The organism is Dactylosporangium thailandense (genome assembly GCF_059739745.1).
In genome coordinates, this window is record NZ_AP029195.1 from 11,971,043 (window position 1) to 11,988,184 (window position 17,142).

20 protein-coding genes are annotated in these 17,142 nt (G+C 73.3%); 15 read left to right on the plus strand and 5 right to left on the minus strand.

The features are described from left to right. The first annotated feature begins 136 nt into the window (after positions 1-136). The 5 genes from AC6JBM_RS53950 to AC6JBM_RS53970 all read left to right on the plus strand — a co-directional run bounded on the left by AC6JBM_RS53950 (position 137) and on the right by AC6JBM_RS53970 (position 5,396). Entirely contained in the window at positions 137-871 is a 735-nt protein-coding gene (locus tag AC6JBM_RS53950) for a dienelactone hydrolase family protein (protein WP_497981216.1), read from the plus strand. Between the two features lies 1 nt (position 872). Next, the gene (locus AC6JBM_RS53955; RefSeq protein WP_350617431.1) at positions 873-1,151 is read left to right on the plus strand and encodes a DUF6295 family protein; all 279 of its coding nucleotides are present in this window, start codon (positions 873-875) and stop codon (positions 1,149-1,151) included. 414 nt (positions 1,152-1,565) lie between these two features. Next, entirely contained in the window at positions 1,566-3,443 is a 1,878-nt protein-coding gene (locus AC6JBM_RS53960; RefSeq protein WP_497981217.1) for a propionyl-CoA synthetase, read from the plus strand. 139 nt (positions 3,444-3,582) lie between these two features. Further along, a complete protein-coding gene (locus tag AC6JBM_RS53965; RefSeq protein ID WP_433078551.1) occupies positions 3,583-4,158 on the plus strand; it encodes an ATP-dependent Clp protease proteolytic subunit in 576 nt (191 codons plus the stop codon). Between the two features lie 23 nt (positions 4,159-4,181). Beyond that, a complete protein-coding gene (locus AC6JBM_RS53970; protein ID WP_497981218.1) occupies positions 4,182-5,396 on the plus strand; it encodes a serine hydrolase domain-containing protein in 1,215 nt (404 codons plus the stop codon). Positions 5,397-5,416: 20 nt separating this feature from the next. Here the strand turns inward: AC6JBM_RS53970 and AC6JBM_RS53975 are convergent, their stop codons facing one another. Further along, on the minus strand, positions 5,417-6,124 hold the full coding sequence (locus tag AC6JBM_RS53975) for a DUF4097 family beta strand repeat-containing protein (RefSeq protein WP_497981219.1): 708 nt from the start codon (positions 6,122-6,124) through the stop codon (positions 5,417-5,419). A gap of 51 nt (positions 6,125-6,175) precedes the next feature. Here AC6JBM_RS53975 and AC6JBM_RS53980 point away from each other — a divergent pair, with 51 nt between their 5' ends. Then, the gene (locus tag AC6JBM_RS53980; protein WP_497981220.1) at positions 6,176-6,742 is read left to right on the plus strand and encodes an O-methyltransferase; all 567 of its coding nucleotides are present in this window, start codon (positions 6,176-6,178) and stop codon (positions 6,740-6,742) included. A 68-nt stretch (positions 6,743-6,810) separates the two neighbouring features. Next, positions 6,811-7,293 (plus strand): STAS domain-containing protein, encoded by a 483-nt coding sequence (locus tag AC6JBM_RS53985; protein WP_497981221.1) that lies wholly within the window; start codon positions 6,811-6,813, stop codon positions 7,291-7,293. Here the strand turns inward: AC6JBM_RS53985 and AC6JBM_RS53990 are convergent. Continuing rightward, on the minus strand, positions 7,238-7,906 hold the full coding sequence (locus AC6JBM_RS53990) for a pentapeptide repeat-containing protein (protein WP_497981222.1): 669 nt from the start codon (positions 7,904-7,906) through the stop codon (positions 7,238-7,240). The two genes, AC6JBM_RS53985 and AC6JBM_RS53990, sit on opposite strands and share 56 nt — an antisense overlap. A gap of 52 nt (positions 7,907-7,958) precedes the next feature. Here AC6JBM_RS53990 and AC6JBM_RS53995 point away from each other — a divergent pair, with 52 nt between their 5' ends. The 4 genes from AC6JBM_RS53995 (at position 7,959) to AC6JBM_RS54010 (ending at position 11,468) form a co-directional block, all read left to right on the plus strand. Next, a complete protein-coding gene (locus AC6JBM_RS53995; protein WP_497981223.1) occupies positions 7,959-8,570 on the plus strand; it encodes a TetR/AcrR family transcriptional regulator in 612 nt (203 codons plus the stop codon). Between the two features lie 106 nt (positions 8,571-8,676). Next, on the plus strand, positions 8,677-9,648 hold the full coding sequence (locus AC6JBM_RS54000; RefSeq protein ID WP_497981224.1) for a CAP domain-containing protein: 972 nt from the start codon (positions 8,677-8,679) through the stop codon (positions 9,646-9,648). 265 nt (positions 9,649-9,913) lie between these two features. Then, a complete protein-coding gene (locus tag AC6JBM_RS54005; RefSeq protein ID WP_497981225.1) occupies positions 9,914-10,783 on the plus strand; it encodes a DUF4397 domain-containing protein in 870 nt (289 codons plus the stop codon). Between the two features lie 19 nt (positions 10,784-10,802). Beyond that, a complete protein-coding gene (locus AC6JBM_RS54010; RefSeq protein ID WP_497981226.1) occupies positions 10,803-11,468 on the plus strand; it encodes a class F sortase in 666 nt (221 codons plus the stop codon). A 189-nt stretch (positions 11,469-11,657) separates the two neighbouring features. On the opposite strand, the gene AC6JBM_RS54015 is transcribed toward AC6JBM_RS54010, so the two are convergent. Beyond that, the gene (locus AC6JBM_RS54015; protein ID WP_497981227.1) at positions 11,658-12,548 is read right to left on the minus strand and encodes an AurF N-oxygenase family protein; all 891 of its coding nucleotides are present in this window, start codon (positions 12,546-12,548) and stop codon (positions 11,658-11,660) included. 48 nt (positions 12,549-12,596) lie between these two features. Between AC6JBM_RS54015 and AC6JBM_RS54020 the strand changes: the two genes are divergently transcribed. The 4 genes from AC6JBM_RS54020 to AC6JBM_RS54035 are packed head-to-tail and all read left to right on the plus strand — an operon-like array spanning position 12,597 to position 14,757. Next, complete coding sequence (locus AC6JBM_RS54020) at positions 12,597-12,878, plus strand: DUF4873 domain-containing protein (protein WP_350617457.1); 282 nt, start codon at positions 12,597-12,599, stop codon at positions 12,876-12,878. Between the two features lie 54 nt (positions 12,879-12,932). Next, positions 12,933-13,568 carry a hypothetical protein gene (locus AC6JBM_RS54025; RefSeq protein ID WP_497981228.1) on the plus strand — a complete coding sequence of 212 codons (636 nt, stop codon included), beginning with the start codon at positions 12,933-12,935 and terminating at the stop codon, positions 13,566-13,568. Beyond that, the gene (locus AC6JBM_RS54030; protein ID WP_497981229.1) at positions 13,568-14,200 is read left to right on the plus strand and encodes a DUF4352 domain-containing protein; all 633 of its coding nucleotides are present in this window, start codon (positions 13,568-13,570) and stop codon (positions 14,198-14,200) included. The genes AC6JBM_RS54025 and AC6JBM_RS54030 overlap by 1 nt, the downstream gene beginning before the upstream one ends. Next, complete coding sequence (locus AC6JBM_RS54035) at positions 14,197-14,757, plus strand: hypothetical protein (RefSeq protein ID WP_497981230.1); 561 nt, start codon at positions 14,197-14,199, stop codon at positions 14,755-14,757. Before AC6JBM_RS54030 ends, AC6JBM_RS54035 begins: the two co-directional genes overlap by 4 nt. On the opposite strand, the gene AC6JBM_RS54040 is transcribed toward AC6JBM_RS54035, so the two are convergent. Both AC6JBM_RS54040 and AC6JBM_RS54045 read right to left on the minus strand, forming a co-directional pair. Further along, a complete protein-coding gene (locus AC6JBM_RS54040) occupies positions 14,754-16,433 on the minus strand; it encodes a hypothetical protein (RefSeq protein ID WP_497981231.1) in 1,680 nt (559 codons plus the stop codon). The genes AC6JBM_RS54035 and AC6JBM_RS54040 overlap by 4 nt on opposite strands. 258 nt (positions 16,434-16,691) lie before the next feature. Further along, the gene (locus tag AC6JBM_RS54045) at positions 16,692-17,123 is read right to left on the minus strand and encodes an SsgA family sporulation/cell division regulator (protein WP_344503366.1); all 432 of its coding nucleotides are present in this window, start codon (positions 17,121-17,123) and stop codon (positions 16,692-16,694) included. Positions 17,124-17,142 lie beyond the last annotated feature (19 nt).

Consider the following 17,142-nt stretch of genomic DNA (forward strand, 5'->3'; position numbering starts at 1 on the left):
GAGCCGGGTGACGCCGCCGGTTGCCGAACACGGTCCGGCCGCCGCGCATCTGTCTCCGCCGACGCATACAACGCGACGGCGGGGATATTGTTTGCCCGGCTAAGGAAAACCGCACCAGTGAACGACGGAGTGCAGCATGTCAGATGCGATCCGGGCCGAGACGGTGTTCATCGGCGAGGAGCAGATCCAGGCGTACCAGGCCCGCCCGCTCGACCCCGGCCCGTTCCCGGGCGTCGTGGTCATTCACCACCTGCCCGGCTTCGACGAGGCCACCAAGGAGATGGTGCGCCGGTTCGCCGTGAACGGGTACGCGGCGATCTGTCCGAACCTGTTCTGGCGCGAGGCCCCCGACGCGTCGCCCGACGACGCGTCCGCGTTCGTGCGCGGGCAGGGCGGCATCCCCGACGAGCAGATCATCCGGGACGTCGCCACCGCCGCGGCCGCGCTGCGCGCCCTGGACAACGCCAGCGGCAAGGTCGGCGTGATCGGGCACTGCTCCGGCGGCCGCCAGTCGCTGCTGGTCTCGACCGCGGTCGACGTGGACGCGGCCGTCGACTGCTACGGCGCGTTCGCGCTCGAGGCGCCCCCGACCGGGTTCCCGCTCAAGGTCGGCTCGATCCAGGACCGCCTGGGCGACGTGCGCTGCCCGGTGCTCGGGCTGTTCGGCGACGACGACAAGTTCCCGGCACCGGCCGAGGTCGCGCGCCTCGCCGAGCTGCTGGAGGGGCACGGCAAGAGCTTCGAGCACCACAGCTACGAGGGCGCCGGGCACGGCTTCTTCGCCGTGGACCGCCCGTCGTACCGGCCCGAGGCCGCGGTCGACGGCTGGAAGCGCATCTTCACGTTCTTCGGCACGCACCTGGGGGCCTGACATGTGCACCTACGAGACCGAGCTGGTGGACATCGAGGGCGCCGGCAAGGGCGCGACGGGCTGGTTCGACGTGACCCGGGCGGCGGTCTACGTCGACCACCCGGTGCACGCCCAGTTCGGGCACACCCTGAACATCGACTTCGCCAACCCGGCGCTCGGCCCGTCGGCCCGGGTCGCGGTCGAGCTCACCGAGGAGGCCGCGCTGGCCCTGGTCGCGGCCATCCAGCAGGCCCTGGCCAACGCCCCCGCGGGCCTGGCCAGCGCCACCGCACCGGTCTGAGCGCCAGCGCCACCGCGTCCGAGCGCCAGTGCCACCGCACCGGTCCGAGCGCCAGCGCCACCGCGTCCGAGCGCCAGTGCCACCGCACCGGTCCGAGCGCCAGCGCCAGCGCGCCGGTGTGGGTGCCGGTCCACCGCGCCGGTGTGGGTGCCAGCGCACCGCGTCCGAGCGCCAGTGCCACCGCGCCGGTCCGAGCGCCAGCGCCGCCGCGTCGGTGTGGGTGCCAGCACACCGCGTCCGAGCGCCGTCGACAAGCGCACAAGCCGCATGAACCGCACAAGCCGTAGGAGCGGGAGAAGCCGCAAAAGCCGTGGCAGGGAAGTAAACCGATAAATCCGGATATGTCGTGTCGTGGAAACGGGCGCGACATATCCGGCCCTACCGCAGCGCGGCCCGGCGGAGCAGGATCAGGGAATGGGCGCCTACCGCGACACGTACCAGCGCAGCCTCGAAGACCCCGAGTGGTTCTGGCGCGACGCGGCCGCCGGCGTCGACTGGGACCGCATGCCCATGCGCATCCTCGACGCCGACAACCCCCCGTTCTACCGCTGGTTCCCCGACGCCGAGCTCAACACCTGCCACAACGCCCTGGACCGGCACGTGCACGGCGGGCGCGGCGACGATCTCGCGCTCGTGTACGACAGCCCGGTCACGGGCACCGTCCGCCGGTACACCTTCCGGGAACTGCGCGACGAGGTCGCCGTCTTCGCGGGCGCCCTGCGCAGGCTCGGCGTCGAGCGGGGCGACCGGGTCGTCGTCTACATGGCGATGGTGCCCGAGGCCGTGATCGCCATGCTGGCCTGCGCGAGGCTCGGCGCCGTGCACTCGGTGGTGTTCGGCGGCTTCGGGCCCAAGGAGCTCGCGGCCCGCATCGACGACGCCAAACCGAAGGTCGTGGTCGCGACCTCGTGCGGGATCGAGCCGAGCCGGGTGGTGGAGTACAAGCCGCTGCTCGACGCCGCCCTGGACGAGGCCGGGCACCGGCCCGAGCACGTCGTGGTGCTCCAGCGCGAGCAGGCCCCGGCGCTGCTGCGCGACGGCGAGCTGACCTGGGCCGACGCGATCAAGGACGCCGGCGCGGCCGGGTGCGTTCCGGCGGCGGCCACCGATCCGCTGTACGTCCTCTACACCTCCGGCACGACCGGCCGCCCCAAGGGCATCGTGCGCGACAACGGCGGGCATGCCGTCGCGCTCACGTGGTCGATGGCGAACATCTTCGGCTGCGGGCCGGGCGACGTCTTCTGGGCGGCGTCCGACGTCGGCTGGGTCGTCGGCCACTCCTACATCGTCTACGCCCCGCTGCTCGCCGGCGCGACGACGGTGCTGTACGAGGGCAAGCCCGTCGGCACCCCCGACGCCGGCGCGTTCTGGCGGGTCGTCGCCGACCACGGCGTCAACGTGCTCTTCGCCGCCCCGACCGCGATCCGCGCGATCCGCAAGGAGGACCCGGACGGGGCCCGGATCGACCGCGAGCGCATCAAGTGCCTGCGCACCCTGTTCATGGCGGGGGAGCGGCTCGACCCGCAGACTTACGAGTGGGCCGGCGAGCGGCTCGGCGTCCCGGTCGTGGACAACTGGTGGCAGACCGAGACCGGCTGGCCGATCGCCGCGAGCCCGCGCGGTCTCGAGGAGCTGCCCACGAAGCCGGGTTCGCCGTCGGTACCGATCCCCGGCTACGACGTGCGCGTGCTCACCCCGGACGGGCAGGACGCCGCGACCGGCACCGACGGCGCCATCGCCATCCGGCTGCCGCTCCCGCCCGGCTGCCTGCCCACGCTGTGGGGCGACGACGAGCGGTACGTGCGCTCGTACCTCTCCGCCTACCCCGGCCACTACCTGACCGGCGACGGCGGCCGGTTCGACGAGGACGGCTACCTCTACGTGATGGGCCGCACCGACGACGTCATCAACGTCGCCGGCCACCGCCTCTCGACCGGCGCGATGGAGGAGGTGCTCGCCGCCCACCCAGCGGTCGCCGAGTGCGCCGTCATCGGCGTCGACGACGAGCTCAAGGGCCAGGTGCCGCGCGGGTTCGTGGTGCTCAAGGCGGGCGTGGACACCCCGGCCGAGACGGTCGCGGCCGAGCTGGTCCAGCTCGTGCGGGAGCGCATCGGGGCGGTGGCGAGCCTGCGCAGCGTGCGCGTGGTGGCCGCGCTGCCCAAGACGCGCTCGGGCAAGATCCTGCGCCGGACCATGCGGGGGATCGCCGACGGCCGCGAGGAGCCGGTGCCCTCGACCATCGAGGATCCCGCGGTGCTCGACGCCCTGCGCACTGTGCTCGGAGAGCCGTGAAGCAGTGCTCAGAGAGCCGTGAAGCAGTGCTCGGAGAGCCGTGACCGCCCGGTGCTCAGAGAGCCGTGACGCTGACAGCGAACACGCTCACGGCGAACGGGGGATCTCAACGGGCCGCCGAGGCAATACCGTCGACAGCATGGCCGATATTGAGATCCCGTTCGACAGCGCCGTCTTCGAGCGCCTGCTCAGCAAGCGCATCATCGTGCTCGGGACCGAGGTGAACGACGAGAGCGCGAACCGCATCTGCGGCCAGCTGATCCTGCTCGCCGCCGAGGACTCCGAGAAGGACATCGCCTTCTGGATCAACTCCCCGGGCGGCTCGGTGTCCGCCGGCATGGCGATCTACGACACCATGAAGTTCATCAAGAACGACGTGTCGACCGTGGTCATGGGCATGGCCGCGTCGATGGGCCAGTTCCTGCTCAGCGCCGGGACGCCCGGCAAGCGCTATGCGCTGCCGCACTCGCGGGTCATGATGCACCAGCCCTCGGGCGGCATCGGCGGCACCGCGGCCGACATCGCCATCCAGGCCGAGCAGATGCTCTACACCAAGAAGACCATGCAGCGGCTCATCGCCGAGCACACCGGGCAGACCTACGAGCAGATCGAGGCCGACTCGGACCGCGACCGCTGGTTCACCGCGCAGGAGGCGAAGGACTACGGGTTCGTCGACCGGGTCGTCGAGGGGGCCGAGCAGCTCGCGCTTTCGTGAGCCACGATCTACAGTCCCGAGATGTGAGCATTGATCGCGAAGTGGCGCCAGAGCAGGCCGGGTTCGACGCACGGCGGCTGGCCCGCCTGGACGCCCACTTCGCGCGATATGTCGACGACGGCCGCCTGGCCGGCTGGCAGCTCGCGATCGCGCGCGACGGCAAGGTCGTGCACCACAGCGTCTACGGGCAGCGCGACGCCGAGGCCGGGCGGCCGGTCGAACCCGACACCCTCTGGCGGCTGTATTCGATGACCAAGCCGGTCACCTCCGTCGCCGCGATGCTGCTGTGGGAGGAGGGCCACTTCGAGCTCACCGACCCGATCAGCAACTGGCTGCCCGAGTTCCGGGACATGAGGGTCTACGACAAGGGCTCGGCGAGCCAGCCGTTCACGGTCCCGGCGGCCGAGCCGATCCGGGTGTGGCACCTGCTCACGCACACGTCCGGGCTGACGTACGGCTTCCTGAACACCTCCGTCGTCGACGCCCTGTACCGCAAGGCCGGCTACGACCTGACCACCAGGCCCGGCGCCGACCTCGCCGAGGCCTGCCGCGACTTCGCCGCGCTGCCGCTGCTGTTCCAGCCGGGCACCGCCTGGGGCTACGGGGTCAGCACCGACGTGCTCGGCCGCCTGGTCGAGGTGGTCGCGGGCATGTCCCTGCCGGAGTTCGTGCGCACCCGAATCCTCGAGCCGCTGGGCATGCACGAGACCACCTGGTCCGTGGCGCCGGGCGAGCCGCGGATGGCGGCGTTGTACGTCCCGGGCCCCGACGGCCGCCGCGTGCGCTTCGACGCGGTGGGCGACATGGCGTTCGAGGAGCCGAAGGCCCCGGCGGGCGGCGGCGGCCTGATCTCGACCGCCGCCGACTACCAGAAGTTCATGACCATGCTGCTGCGCCGCGGCGACGGGCTGCTCGCCCCGCGCACCGTCGCCTTCATGACCCGCAACCACCTGCCCGGCGACGTGGACCTCGACACGGTGCAGACCGGCGGCTTCGCCGAGACGACGTTCGAGGGCGTCGGCTTCGGCCTGGGCTTCGCCGTGGTCCGCGACCCCGTCCCGGCCCGGGTGTTCAGCAGCCCCGGCACCTACTACTGGGGCGGCGCGGCGAGCACGGCCTTCTGGATCGACCCGGTCGAGCGGCTGACCGTGGGCTTCTACACCCAGCTGCTGCCGTCGAGCACCTACCCGCTGCGCCCCCAGCTGCGCCAGCTCATCTACAGCGCGCTCACCGACTAGCCGCGCCGGCGAGCGGCCTCCTACACGAACGTGAGGCTGCCGCCGCCCGTGGCGATGCGCACCTTGTGCACCGAGCCCGGGTCGGTCTTGATCGACCCGGTCTGCTTGCCGCCGTCGAGCTGGGCGTCCACCGCGTACCCGTCCGAGGTCAGCCGCAGGTTCACGTTCCCGCCGCCGCTGTCGATGTCGATGCGGTCCGGGGCCTGGGTGACCTTGAGGTCGACCGGGCCGCCGCCGGTGCGCGCGTTGAACTCCGGCGGGGCGAGCCCCTCCCCGTTCACGCCGCCGCCGTCGGACTGCACGTCGATCAGGCCGGTGAGCCCGTGCAGCTCGATCCGCCCGCCGGAGCTGTCCAGCCGGACGCTCAGCGTCGAGGGCATCTCGATCTCGTAGGAGATCGAGCAGTCGCTCTTCGGGCAGCCGCCCGAGCCGAGGATGAGCTCCCCGCCGTCGATGCTCTGCTTGCGGCCCGGCTTGTCGCTCTTGAACTTCATCGTCTCGGTCACCTTGATGGTGGCCCCGCTGCCGGCCTTGATGGCGATCGCGCCGCCCTCGCTGTCGACTTCCACGACGCTCACGTCGTCCTTGACCTCGAACGCGTTGGTGGCGGTCTGCTCCGGGCCGTCCTTGGAGGCCTTGTCCGGCGACTGCGACGGGGAACCGCAGGCGCCGAGGGCCAGCAGGACGGCGGCGGCGGGGGTGAGGACGCGCAGTGGCAGTGACTTCACGGGGCACAGCTTTGCACGCGGAGCGCGACGATCTTCGGTAGGGTCGCCGCCGTGAACCTCGTCGATGCCGCGTACGCCCGGGCCGCCGCCAACGGCTTCGGGCAGTCCTGCGAGCCGGAGGTCGGGCGGCTGCTCGCGGCCCTCGCCGCCGCCCTGCCGCCGGGCGCCCGGGTGCTGGAGATCGGCACCGGCGCCGGGGCCGGCACCGCCTGGATCGCCGAGGGCCTGCGCCCCCGCACCGATGTCACCGTCGACTCGATCGAGGCCGACCCGGCGGTCGCGGCCGTCGCCGCGACCGGGGACTGGCCGTCCTTCGTGCGCCTGCACGTGGCCGACGCGCTCGAGTTCCTCGCGGCGGCGCCCGGCGGGTTCGACCTCGTGTTCGCCGATGCGTTCGGCGGGAAGATCGAGGGGCTCGACCGTACCGTCGCCAAACTGAACCCCCGGGGGACCCTCGTGGTCGACGACATGACCCCGGTCGAGGGATGGCCGGATGATTTCCGGGCCAAGCAGGACGGGGTGCGCCGGGCGCTGCTCGCCGACCCGGAGCTGGTCGCCGTGGAGCTGGCCCACGGTTCGGGCATGATCATCGGCGTCCGTCGACCCCCGGCGGGCTGAACGGCGCGGGCGGGGTCGGCCGCGCGGCCGCTGACGCCGGGGGAGCGCGGTCGGTACCGTCATCAGCGATGAGTGCGGTCGTGCTGGCCCTGCACGGGCTTCTCGTGGAGGGGACCGTCGTGACGATCGGGCCGGTGCTCGCCGGGCTCCTGGTCGCCGACGAGCCCCGGCTGGTGCTCGACGTGTCTCAGGTGACGGTGTGCGACACCACGGGCGCCGAGCTGCTCGTCGGGGTGGCCGGGATGGCCCGCGCCCGCGGCGGCGAGCTGCGCCTGGCCGCGCCGTCGCCCGCGATCCGCTCCTGGCTCGGGGTCGCCGCCGGGATGAGTGACATCGCCACGTTCGCCACCATCGAGGGCGCCCTGGAGGCCGACCCGCGCGACCTGCTCGGCCCGGCAATGCCGGCGCCGGCGATCTGCGTCGAGGACCCGCCGCCGCCCCCGCTCAGCCCGGACGAGCACCGCACGTTCCCGCACGGCCGCCCACGCTGGCGGGTCAACCCTTCGGGCCGCGCACGATCACGCCGAGGTCCCGCATCACCGCGTCGGTGAGCCCGGGCAGCTGCGCCGGCTCGATCGTCACGCCGCGCAGGCTGGTCATCCCGCTGACCTCCGACAGCTGATTGCCGCGCAGGTCGGCGCCGCGCAGGTCGCAGCTCTCGAACGACATCTGCCGCAGCCGGCAGCCCTGCATCGCCGCGTGGGGCAGCACGCAGTCGCGCAGGTTGGTGTTGACCAGCACGCAGCCGACGAACCCGGTCGGGCCGGTGGTGTTCACCTCGTCGAGCGTGGCCCCGTCGAGCCGGCAGCCCTCGAAGAGCACGTCGGACAGGCGCGACTCGCCCAGGCTGGCCCACGTCAGCTTGCAGTTGACGAAATGCACCCGCTCCAGGGTCAGCCCGGTCAGCCGCGCCGCGGTGAAGTCGACCTTCTCGAACCGGCAGCCGGTGATCGTCACGTCCTCCCACACGACCCCGTTGAGGTCGAGGTTCTCCAGGTGGGAGCGGCGCAACCGGGCGTCGATGAGCGTGGTGCGGATGGCGCGGCCGGTCTGCACGTGGGCCTCGTTGAGGTTGCCGCCCCACGGAGCGCTGACCGGCTCCAGCTCGCCGGAGTCGAACGCGGGGAGCTCGATGTCGATGTCGTGCACGCTGCGCACTGCCACGTACCTCACCGTAGAGGGTCGCCCGAGGGTGTGGCACGTAGGCTGTCAGGTCATGAACGAAGCGGGAGTGCGGCCGCGGGTGGACGGGCGCACATTACGGGCCGAACGCACCCGGCGGGCGATCACCGACGCGCACTTCGCGCTGCTCGAGGAGGGTGAGCTGCGGCCCACCGCCGAGCGGATCGCCGATCGGGCCGGGGTGTCGCTGCGCGCGCTGTGGACGAACTTCAAGGACATGGAGGGCCTGTTCGCGGCGGCCGGCGAGCGGCTCATGGAGCGCCAGCGCGCCGAGTACCGCCCGATCCCGGCCGACCTGCCGCTGCAGGAGCGCATCGAGCGGTACTGCGCCCAGCGCGCCCGCCTGCTGGAGCTCATCGCCCCGGCCGCCCGCGCCGCGCGCATCCGCGAGCCGTTCTCGGCGCAGCTGCGCAAGAACCGGGCCTGGTACCTCGAGATCGCCCGCGAGGAGCTGCAGACGCTCTTCGCCCCGGAGCTCGAGGCGGCCGGGAGCGCCCGCGCCGAGGTGGTGGACGCGCTCACCGTCGCCGTGACCTTCGCGGGCTGGTCGATGTGGCGCGACGAGCTGCACCTCGACGTGGCGGGCGCCACGGCGGTGCTGCGCCGCGTGGTGAGCGCCCTGCTACCGGCCGCAGGCACGGCATAAGTTTGGCTTAGACCGTCGTTAAATCGGCTTCCGCGGGCGAATCCGGCGCTCCCGGCCTTCTAGTGTCAGGTGCGGCTTCGATTCGCACGCATGCCTGGAGGCTCTGGTGTCAGCGTACGGCGACGGTTACCCGGACCGGTACGACCGCTACGACCCGTACGGTGCCGAGCCCGCCCGCGACGGCTGGGGCGACCGCGGTGGGCAGCCGGAGCGGCGCTTCTACGACGAGCCGGGCCGGTACGGCGGTTACCAGGACGCGCCGGAGAACGAGCGGAGCCCGTACGGCGGTTACCAGGAGGCCCCGGAGAACGAGCGGGGCCCGTACGGCGGTTACCAGGAGGCCCCGGAGCCGGACGACGCGCGGCGCGGCAAGCGCATGCTGCTCGTGGTCGCCATCGGCGCCGTCGCCCTCGTCGTGGTCGGCGCGGTCGCGTTCGGCGGCTCGCTGCTGCTGTCCAAGAGCTCCAACGCCTCCCCGCAGTCCAACCTCGCCGCCGGCGCCTCGGCCACCACCGAGGCCGGTGACCTGTTCGCGGGCGCCTCCGGCGACCCGGGTGCCGCCGGCTCGAGCGCCCCGGCCGAGAACGCCTCGACCGCGCCGGCCCCGACGACCAAGGCGCCGACCACCGCCGCGGCCCCGAAGCCCACGCCGACGACCAAGAAGCCCACGACCGCGGCGGGCGGGGGCAGCAACGTGGCGTACGAGAACCAGGTCCTGGCGATCGTGAACACCGAGCGCGCGAAGGCCGGCTGCCAGCCGCTGGCCTACAACGCGAAGCTGCGCGCGGCCGCGTACAAGCACTCGGCCGACATGGCCGCCAAGGACTACTTCTCGCACGACTCGCAGGACGGCACCTCCTTCGCCACCCGGATCTCGAACGAGGGATACCGCTGGTCGAACGCGGCCGAGAACATCGCCAAGGGCCAGCGCACGCCCGAAGAGGTCATGAACTCCTGGATGAACAGCTCCGGGCACCGCGCCAACATCCTCAACTGCAAGCTCAAGGACCTGGGCGTGGGCCTGGCCTACCAGGGCAAGACGGCGATCTGGACCCAGGACTTCGGCACCCAGATGTAGAGATCCCGATCAAGAGATTGATCGGTACCGAAGAGTAGGTTGCCTCGTCCGTCCGGAGGTTGTGCCGCAGCACAGCGTCGGGCACCGTACACACGGCGCGATGATCCCTGCCCAGTGCGGGTGGCGTGTTGCTCAGCGACGTGCCAGACTCACCGCGATCAGTGCTTACGGTGCCCGCGCGGATTACTCACTTTCAAACCCCCGCCGGGTGCGTTCCACTCGGGAATCTCCAGCATTCGCTGTGCGCACAGCAGGGGGTACAAACGTGTTCGCTGCTCCCCAGCGGCGGCGGCTCGCGGCGCTGGCCGCCGCGGCGCTCCTCGGCCTGGGACTGACGATGGTGGACGCCTCGCCGGCGGCCGCGGCCGGGGTCGGGTACGTCCGCCTCGCCCACCTCTCGCCCGACACGCCGGCGGTCGACGTCTATCTGAGCTCGGTCACCGGCGCCATCCCGCAGCAGAAGTTCGACGCCGTCGCGTACGGCACCGTCTCCAAGTATCTGCCGCTGCCGCCCGGCACCTACGCGGTGGCGATGCGCAAGAAGGGCGACCCGGCCTCGGCCGCGCCGGTGCTGAGCACCCAGGCGACGGTGGAGGAGGGCAAGGCCTACACGGTCGCGGGCACCGGCAAGTTCGCCGACCTCGGCCTGAAGGTGATCGCCGACGACCTCGGCCTGCCGGAGCCGGGCAAGGCGAAGGTGCGGGTCATCCAGGCCTCGGTGCGCCAGCCGGTGCTGGACGTCTCGGTGTCGGGCGGCGCGAAGATCGCCGACGGCGTGCAGTTCGCCACGACGACGTCGTACCAGACCGTCGACCCCGGCCGCTGGACGCTGCGGCTTTCCGCCCCGGGCGCGACGGGCGCCGCGACGACGGTGACCGCCCCGCTCAAGGCCGGCGCGGTGTACTCGCTGATCATCCTCGACGGCAGCGGCGGCCTGACCGCGCAGCTGCGCACCGACGCCTCCAGCAGCGGGGTGCCGGAGGGCGGCGTGGACACCGGCGCCGGCGGCACGGCCGGCGAGCGGGGTCTCAACCCGCTGCTGCCGATCGGCGGCGGCGTGGCCGTGGTCCTGCTGGCGGTGGCCGGCGGCCTGCTCTGGCGCCGGGGCCGTTCCCGCACGGCGGCGGCCGCGTAACCGGCCTACGCTCGACCCCATGGGCAAGACCGGAAGGGTGGTCAGGCACCGGGCGCTGCGGCAGCGCCTGCACCTGACCGCCACCCGGCGCCGGACCCTCATGCTCATCGGGTGCGTGCTGGCCCTGGCCGCGCCGATGATCGCCGGGGCCGCGACGCTGGTCGGCCGCCGGGTCGACATCGACGCCGGCGACGCCACCTGGATCGTGCCGCACAGCATCGACCTGTCGGCCGCGAACGCCGCGCCGGACGCGCCCCCGACCCGCCTGCGCATCGCGAAGCTCGGCGTGGACACGCCGCTCGAGGACCTGCGCATGGACGCGGCGGGGGTGCTGGAGAGCCCGAAGGCGTTCGGCGAGGCGGGCTGGTTCACCGGCGGCACCTACCCCGGCGACGCGGGCCCGGCGGTGCTGGCCGGGCACGTGGACTCCAAGACCGGCCCGGCCGTCTTCTACCGGCTGCACGAGCTCGCGGCGGGGGACACGGTCGACGTCCAGCGGGGCGACGGCTGGCTGACGTTCCGCGTGACGGCGAGCGAGCACTACGCGAAGGCCCAGTTCCCGAGCGCGCGGGTCTACGGGCCGACGCCGGTGCCGGAGCTGCGGCTCATCACGTGCGGGGGCACCTTCGATCAGGCGCGCCATTCGTACCGCGACAACCTGGTCGTCTACGCGGTGCTGATCTGAGCGCGCTGATCTGGGCTGAACGTTTAGGGTCGGTGTGCCAGGTCGCCTCGCGGCGATAGGCGCGACACGGCTCCAGCCGAACGGTATTCCGTGAAGGCAGTGTGGTGAGGCCCGGGGACACACAGCACACCGACTCCATGAACAGTAGCGCGGTCGCCGCGCCTCGTCCCGTGATCGAGAACACAGCCCTCAGATGAGCGCGGCGGCCCGCCAGACGGACTTCGCCGGGCCCTCGACCAGGCCGAGCTCCTGCAGGTAGGTCGTCACGCGGGTGCCGGCCCACCGCAGCGTCTCGCGGAAGCGCGGGTTCGCCCAGGCGACCGCGCGGGCCCGGGCCGGGTCCAGCCCGACCGCCGCGTACGCCTGCGGGTTGATGAGCGTGTGGGTGACGGTGTACGCGGCGCGGGCGACGATGATCTGGCAGTACCACCGCCGGGGTCTCCACGCGGAGGCGACCTGCCGGGCGAGCTCGTCGCGCGCGAACCGGATGTGCCTTGCCTCCTCGACCACGTGAATCCGCGAGACCATCCGCACCAGCGGCTGGAGGCTCCCGTCGGCCATCGCCTCGCGCTGGAGGGCGTCGAGGATCTCCTCGGCGATGAGCGCGGCCGCGAACGTCTGGATCCCGCCGGCGGTCGCGCCCAGGTAGCGCCCGAGCGCCCGGTGCACCGCGGCCGGCTGGTAGGCGGGCGTGCCGAGCGCGTCGATCATCCGGCCGAACATGACGCTGTGCCGGCACTCGTCGCCGACCTCGGTGAGCGCGTACTGCACGTGCCCGCTGCGCGGGTCCATCCCGGTCACGTGGCGCAGCAGCATGCGCATGAGCAGCACCTCGAACCAGATGCCGATGCTCGCGATGCTGGCCACCTCGTGCCGGGAGAGCTCGACGCGCTGCTCGGGGGTGAGCGCGTCCCACAGCTCGGTGCCGTAGAGCGAGAGGCGGCGCTCGGGGGCGTAGAGCAGGCCGGCGGGCTGCGGCGCGGCCCAGTCGATGTCGATCTCGGGGTCGTACGAGTTGCCGGCCGAGATCTTCAGCAGGCGGGCGGCGGTGGCCTCGCGAGCGGCGGCGACATCCGGCATGGCGGACTCCTTGACGTTACCGGCCGGTAGTTGGTACTAGTCAGTACCATGCCCGAGGAATCGCCGCCGGTCAAGGCCTCGCTGTCGTTCGAGGGGCGCACCTACGCCGTTGAGCTGCGCGTTTCCGGCCAGTTCCAGCCCATCGACGGCCGGTTCCATTGGAGTGCGCGGATGTCCGCGGGCCCCGAGGTGGTGGCCCTGCTGCGCGCCGGCCGCCGCGAGGTCCTCCTGGCGGGCCCGGCCGGTGCCGACCCGGTCCCCGCGCGGCTGCTCGAGCTCAACCCGTGGGGCGAGATCCGGGTCGCCGGCACCGGGCGCCCGCCGGGCTGAGCGGCGTTCGCGGGACCTCGGGCGGGCGCCCCGGCTTGTCGTATGCTCTGCGGCGTGGCGAGCCCAGGGGCAGGGACGGCCGATCCGCCGCCGGCCGGACGGCTGAGGCTGGCGCTGCTCAACGCCCCCGTCCGCTGGCTCGTGGCCGGCATCGCGGCGGTCGCGATCCTGGTCTCCGGCGCGTTCGGCGGCTTCGACAAGGCCGCGCCGGACGGGCCGCCGAAGTTCACCGTCGGGCAGCCCTACGCGGCCGGCGGCTGGACCGTCACCGTGCTCGGCGTGCGGGCCCTCGACGAGCTGCCGCCGCTGCGGCACAAGGAGAACAGCGGCTGGCGCTGGATCGTCGTGGTCGCCACGGTCGAGGTGACCGACGCCGGCGAGAGCACCCTGTTGCACACCCAGGCCCTGCGGATCCACGGGGTCAAGGGGGTGCCGGCGAAGTACGCGGACCACGTGGCGGGCGCGGCCGACGCCGCCGAGAACGCGGCCGTGCAGCCCGGCGTGCCGGCCCGGTTCGGCTACTTCTGGGAGCAGCGGGCCGAGGCGCCGGTGCCGACCGAGCTGCAGGTGGACATCTTCGCCCTCACGTACACCTTCGACAACGCCAGCAACAAGGGCGCGTGGCTGCCGGCGAAGGAGCGGCCGGCCGCGGTGGCGATGGTCCCGATCGACACGAAACCGGCCTCCTGATGGTCGCCACCGACCGGTCCGCACCGCCGGCCGCCGCCCGGCACCGCAGGGCCGGCCCGCCGCTGCGGACCCGGATGGTCACCGCGCTGCTGGTGCTGGCGACGGTCGCGGCCGGGGCGCTGGTCGTGCGCCTCAAGCCCGATCAGGAGCACGGCGGCCGGCCCTTCCTGCGGCCCGGGAAGGCCGGCGGCGTCGTCGACGTGGACACCTTCCAGGTCGTCGTCCTCGACGCGGCGGGCGGCACGAAGCTCAAGCACCCGCGCAACGGCCTGACCCTCGACACCACCGGCGTGTGGGTGCTGGTCCGCGTCCGGGTGGCGGCGACGCGGGAGCCGGTGATCCTGCAGTACGCGCGCCTGCGCGACGACCGCGACCGCACCTTCAGCGCGACGGGCCGCGTCACCCAGCCCCTCACCGACGGCCGCGCGTTCCAGCCCGGCGTCTGGGTCGAGGGCCACATCGTCTTCGAGGTCGCCAGGGACGCGAAGGACCTGACCCTGCTCCTGGGCGAGCACTCGGGCCTCGGACCGGGCCTGCTGACCCTGGCCGAAGTGCCGATTGCCGCATCGGTACCCCAGTGGCTCGGCCAGTCCACCCCGCTGGACGTCCCGGACGCGAGGCTCGCGGCGTGAACGGGGGCTGGTGGCGACGCAACCGCTGGGGCCTGCTCCTGCTCGTCCCGGCCGTCGCCGCCGCGCTCGCCGGGCCCTACTTCCGCGACGCCCACGTCTATCTCGAGAACCCGACCGAGCCGCACGTGCCGGTGACGGGGGCGCAGGGCGGCTGGGTGACGTACGCGGGCGCCCGGATGCGCCTCGACGCCGTCACCGAGGTCGAGTCCCCGGCCGACCGCTCCGGCAAGCCCGTCGACCTGGGCGGCGGGCGGGTGTGGCAGGCGAAGGTCACGTACGAGACCGCCGACGCCGGGGCCCTCGCGGGGTGCACGGTCTACCTGGAGGACGGCGGCGCGCGGCGGTTCGGGGACCGGCCGGTGGAGCTGTCCCCGGTCGGCCTCCCGTCCGGCGGTGGCTGCGACCGCCCCCGGGCGGCGGGTGCCTCGGCGCCCGCGAGCGAGGGCCCCTACCAGCGCGACTACTACTTCCTGCTCCCGGCCGGCGCGACCCCGGCGGCCTTCTTCGTGGGCGTTCCGACCGCGTACCCGTCCTACGCCCGCCTGCCGCGGCCCTAGAACCGCCCGATCTCGCGCGTCGGCTCGTCCTCGGGCCGGACGCGGGGCAGCGCCATCTCCTGCGTCGCGTCATCCGGCGTCGCGTCCTGCGGCGGCGCCGTGAGCGGCGGCGCCGTGAGCAGTGACGCCGCCACCTCCTGCGTGGCGTCGTCCTCCAGGACCGGAGGCGCGGGTGCGGGCGCGGCCATCTCCTGCGTCGCGTCGTCCTCCGCGAGCGGAGGCGGATCGGCGGGCGGGGTTCCGATCGGCACCGCGAACGGCGCCTCCGGGTTGCGCGCCGGCGCCTCGGCCGCGGGTGCCCACGCCGCCGCGGCCGGGACGGGCTCGGGGGCGTCGGCGGGCTCCGGGAGCGCGGCGGCGTCGCGCAGCTCGGGGTCCAGCCGCTGCGCCAGCACCAGCCGGTCGATCGCCGCGCTCAGCAGGCAGACCAGCACCACGTTCGCGACGATCTCGTTGAGCGGGTTCAGCATCTGGTCCAGGAACAGCCAGGTCTGGTCGTCGCGCGGGCCGGCGATCCAGCGCTCGAGATCCCACAGCCACGCCTCCAGGCCGCCGAGCCGGCGCCCGTCCACGACCAGCGGCGAGACCGCCACGAAGAGGAGGCAGAACAGCAGCAGCGGCCGGGTGCTCCCGCGGGCGAGCAGCCGCAGGCCGCCCAGCAGCGGGCCGAAGCGGTCGTTGAACTCGTCGCGGACCTGACGCCTCGCCCACTGCCGCACGAGGCCGGCCCGGCCGGCGTGGCGCTCCTCGTGGTCGCGGGCGAGGTCGGCCGGGCGGTGGCCGTAGACGACCGCGCCGACGGTGAGCCACGCGACCGGGGCGAGCACGACGGTCTGCGCGTTGGCCAGCAGCAGCCCCGCGACGACGAACACGGCGCCCGCGGCGATCGCGAACGGGTTGCCGATGTCGCCGAGTCCGCCGGTGATGTCGGCCCGCACCGCGCCGAGCCAGGAGCCGATGCGCAGGCCGCCGAACCAGTCGCCGGCGAGCCCGGGGAGCGCGGCGAGCGGGATGAACACGAGCATCAGCCAGACCGACTCGAGGTAGGCGGCGAGCAGGCCCAGCCAGTGCGGGCCCCGGGGCGGGGCGCCCTCCTCGCGCGGCCTGCGCAGCCGGCCCAGGCCCCAGCGCGCGGCGAACGCGACGGCGACGACCGCGAGCACGGCGGGGGAGAGGCCCAGGTCCAGCCGCTGGGTGTCGGTGAGCGGCATCGGGCCGCCCTCGAGCACGGCGGCGAAGCGGGCCTGGTGGTAGTCGTCCCATACCGCGTACCGGTAGCGCTCGATGGTGTCGTCGAGGTACCCCTGCGCCGACCACACGGCCAGGAAGGGCAGCAGCACGCTGCCGAGGTGGTCGAGGATGCCGTCGTGCCAGGTGCCGGCGCGGTCGTGGGCGGCGCGGGCGAACGGCAGCGAGCCGCGCACGACGCGCATCATGAACACGTAGGTCATGAGCACCAGCAGCGGCACGACCATGAGCAGCAGCGTGCCCGCGAGCGGGTGCCAGGCGCTCGCGACGACGGCCAGGCGCGTGGCGCCCCACCGTGCGGCGAAGCCGGCCGCGGCGACCGCCAGCAGCGTGGGGAAGTGGCGGCCGATCAGGCTCAGGGCGGTGCCGGCGAAGGACCCGACGTCGGCCGGTCCGCGCCTGGACGCACCCATCAGGCCCCCCGTCACGCAGGGAGGCTATCCCGGTGCGGGCGCCCGGCTCAACGCGTCGGGCGCCACGCCGGCCCCGGTCCCGGCATCTGGCGGAGTGCCGGAGGTGGAGGGCATGGCGTGGCGCCCGGTTTCGCTCGTGTTCGGGTGTACCGCGGGTGGCAGGTGAGGGCCGGCGGGTACTGGTCGGCGCGGGATTCTCCGGCGGGCGGGTGGTGCCGCGCGATGGCCGCGGAGGTGGTCCGCGGCCGGCCGGTGAGGGGCGCGCCGTCGAGCTCAGCGGCCGGCGAGGAGCCGGCTCACCGCGTTGTCGACATCGAGGTGGTCGGTCTCGTGACCGCGCGGCACCACGCTGTAGGTGCGCCGCAGGAACCGCACCAGCACGCTGCGTGGCACCTCGAAGAGTGCATTGCCGTCCGGCGAGGACAGCGCCAGCGCGACGAAGTCGCCACGTGGCCCGTTCCACGGCCAGACGCGCACGTCGCCGATGCCTGCGGGCTCGTCGAGCCCGGTGAACAGCAGCTCCCGCGCGAACGACCAGCTGACCGGCTCGCCGCCCGCGGACTCCGCATGGAAGAGCACGTGGACCGCGTACGGGTCGTTCGGGTCATAGCGCAGGCTGGCTCGCACCGGCAGCGCGGTCGCGTCGGGCGCGACGAGTCGTAGGGATGTCTCGACCTCGACGGTCGATGGTCGGATAGCGCTCATGTCGTACTCCCCCCGGCAC

Coding starts and splice junctions, on each gene's coding strand:
- AC6JBM_RS54010 (WP_497981226.1), top strand. CDS start 10,803: ATGGGCAAGACCGGAAGGGTGGTCAGGCACCGGGCGCTGCGGCAGCGC.
- AC6JBM_RS53955 (WP_350617431.1), top strand. CDS start 873: ATGTGCACCTACGAGACCGAGCTGGTGGACATCGAGGGCGCCGGCAAG.
- AC6JBM_RS53965 (WP_433078551.1), top strand. CDS start 3,583: ATGGCCGATATTGAGATCCCGTTCGACAGCGCCGTCTTCGAGCGCCTG.
- AC6JBM_RS53995 (WP_497981223.1), top strand. CDS start 7,959: ATGAACGAAGCGGGAGTGCGGCCGCGGGTGGACGGGCGCACATTACGG.
- AC6JBM_RS54020 (WP_350617457.1), top strand. CDS start 12,597: ATGCCCGAGGAATCGCCGCCGGTCAAGGCCTCGCTGTCGTTCGAGGGG.
- AC6JBM_RS54015 (WP_497981227.1), bottom strand. CDS start 12,548: ATGCCGGATGTCGCCGCCGCTCGCGAGGCCACCGCCGCCCGCCTGCTG.
- AC6JBM_RS53950 (WP_497981216.1), top strand. CDS start 137: ATGTCAGATGCGATCCGGGCCGAGACGGTGTTCATCGGCGAGGAGCAG.
- AC6JBM_RS54030 (WP_497981229.1), top strand. CDS start 13,568: ATGGTCGCCACCGACCGGTCCGCACCGCCGGCCGCCGCCCGGCACCGC.
- AC6JBM_RS53960 (WP_497981217.1), top strand. CDS start 1,566: ATGGGCGCCTACCGCGACACGTACCAGCGCAGCCTCGAAGACCCCGAG.
- AC6JBM_RS54045 (WP_344503366.1), bottom strand. CDS start 17,123: ATGAGCGCTATCCGACCATCGACCGTCGAGGTCGAGACATCCCTACGA.
- AC6JBM_RS53985 (WP_497981221.1), top strand. CDS start 6,811: ATGAGTGCGGTCGTGCTGGCCCTGCACGGGCTTCTCGTGGAGGGGACC.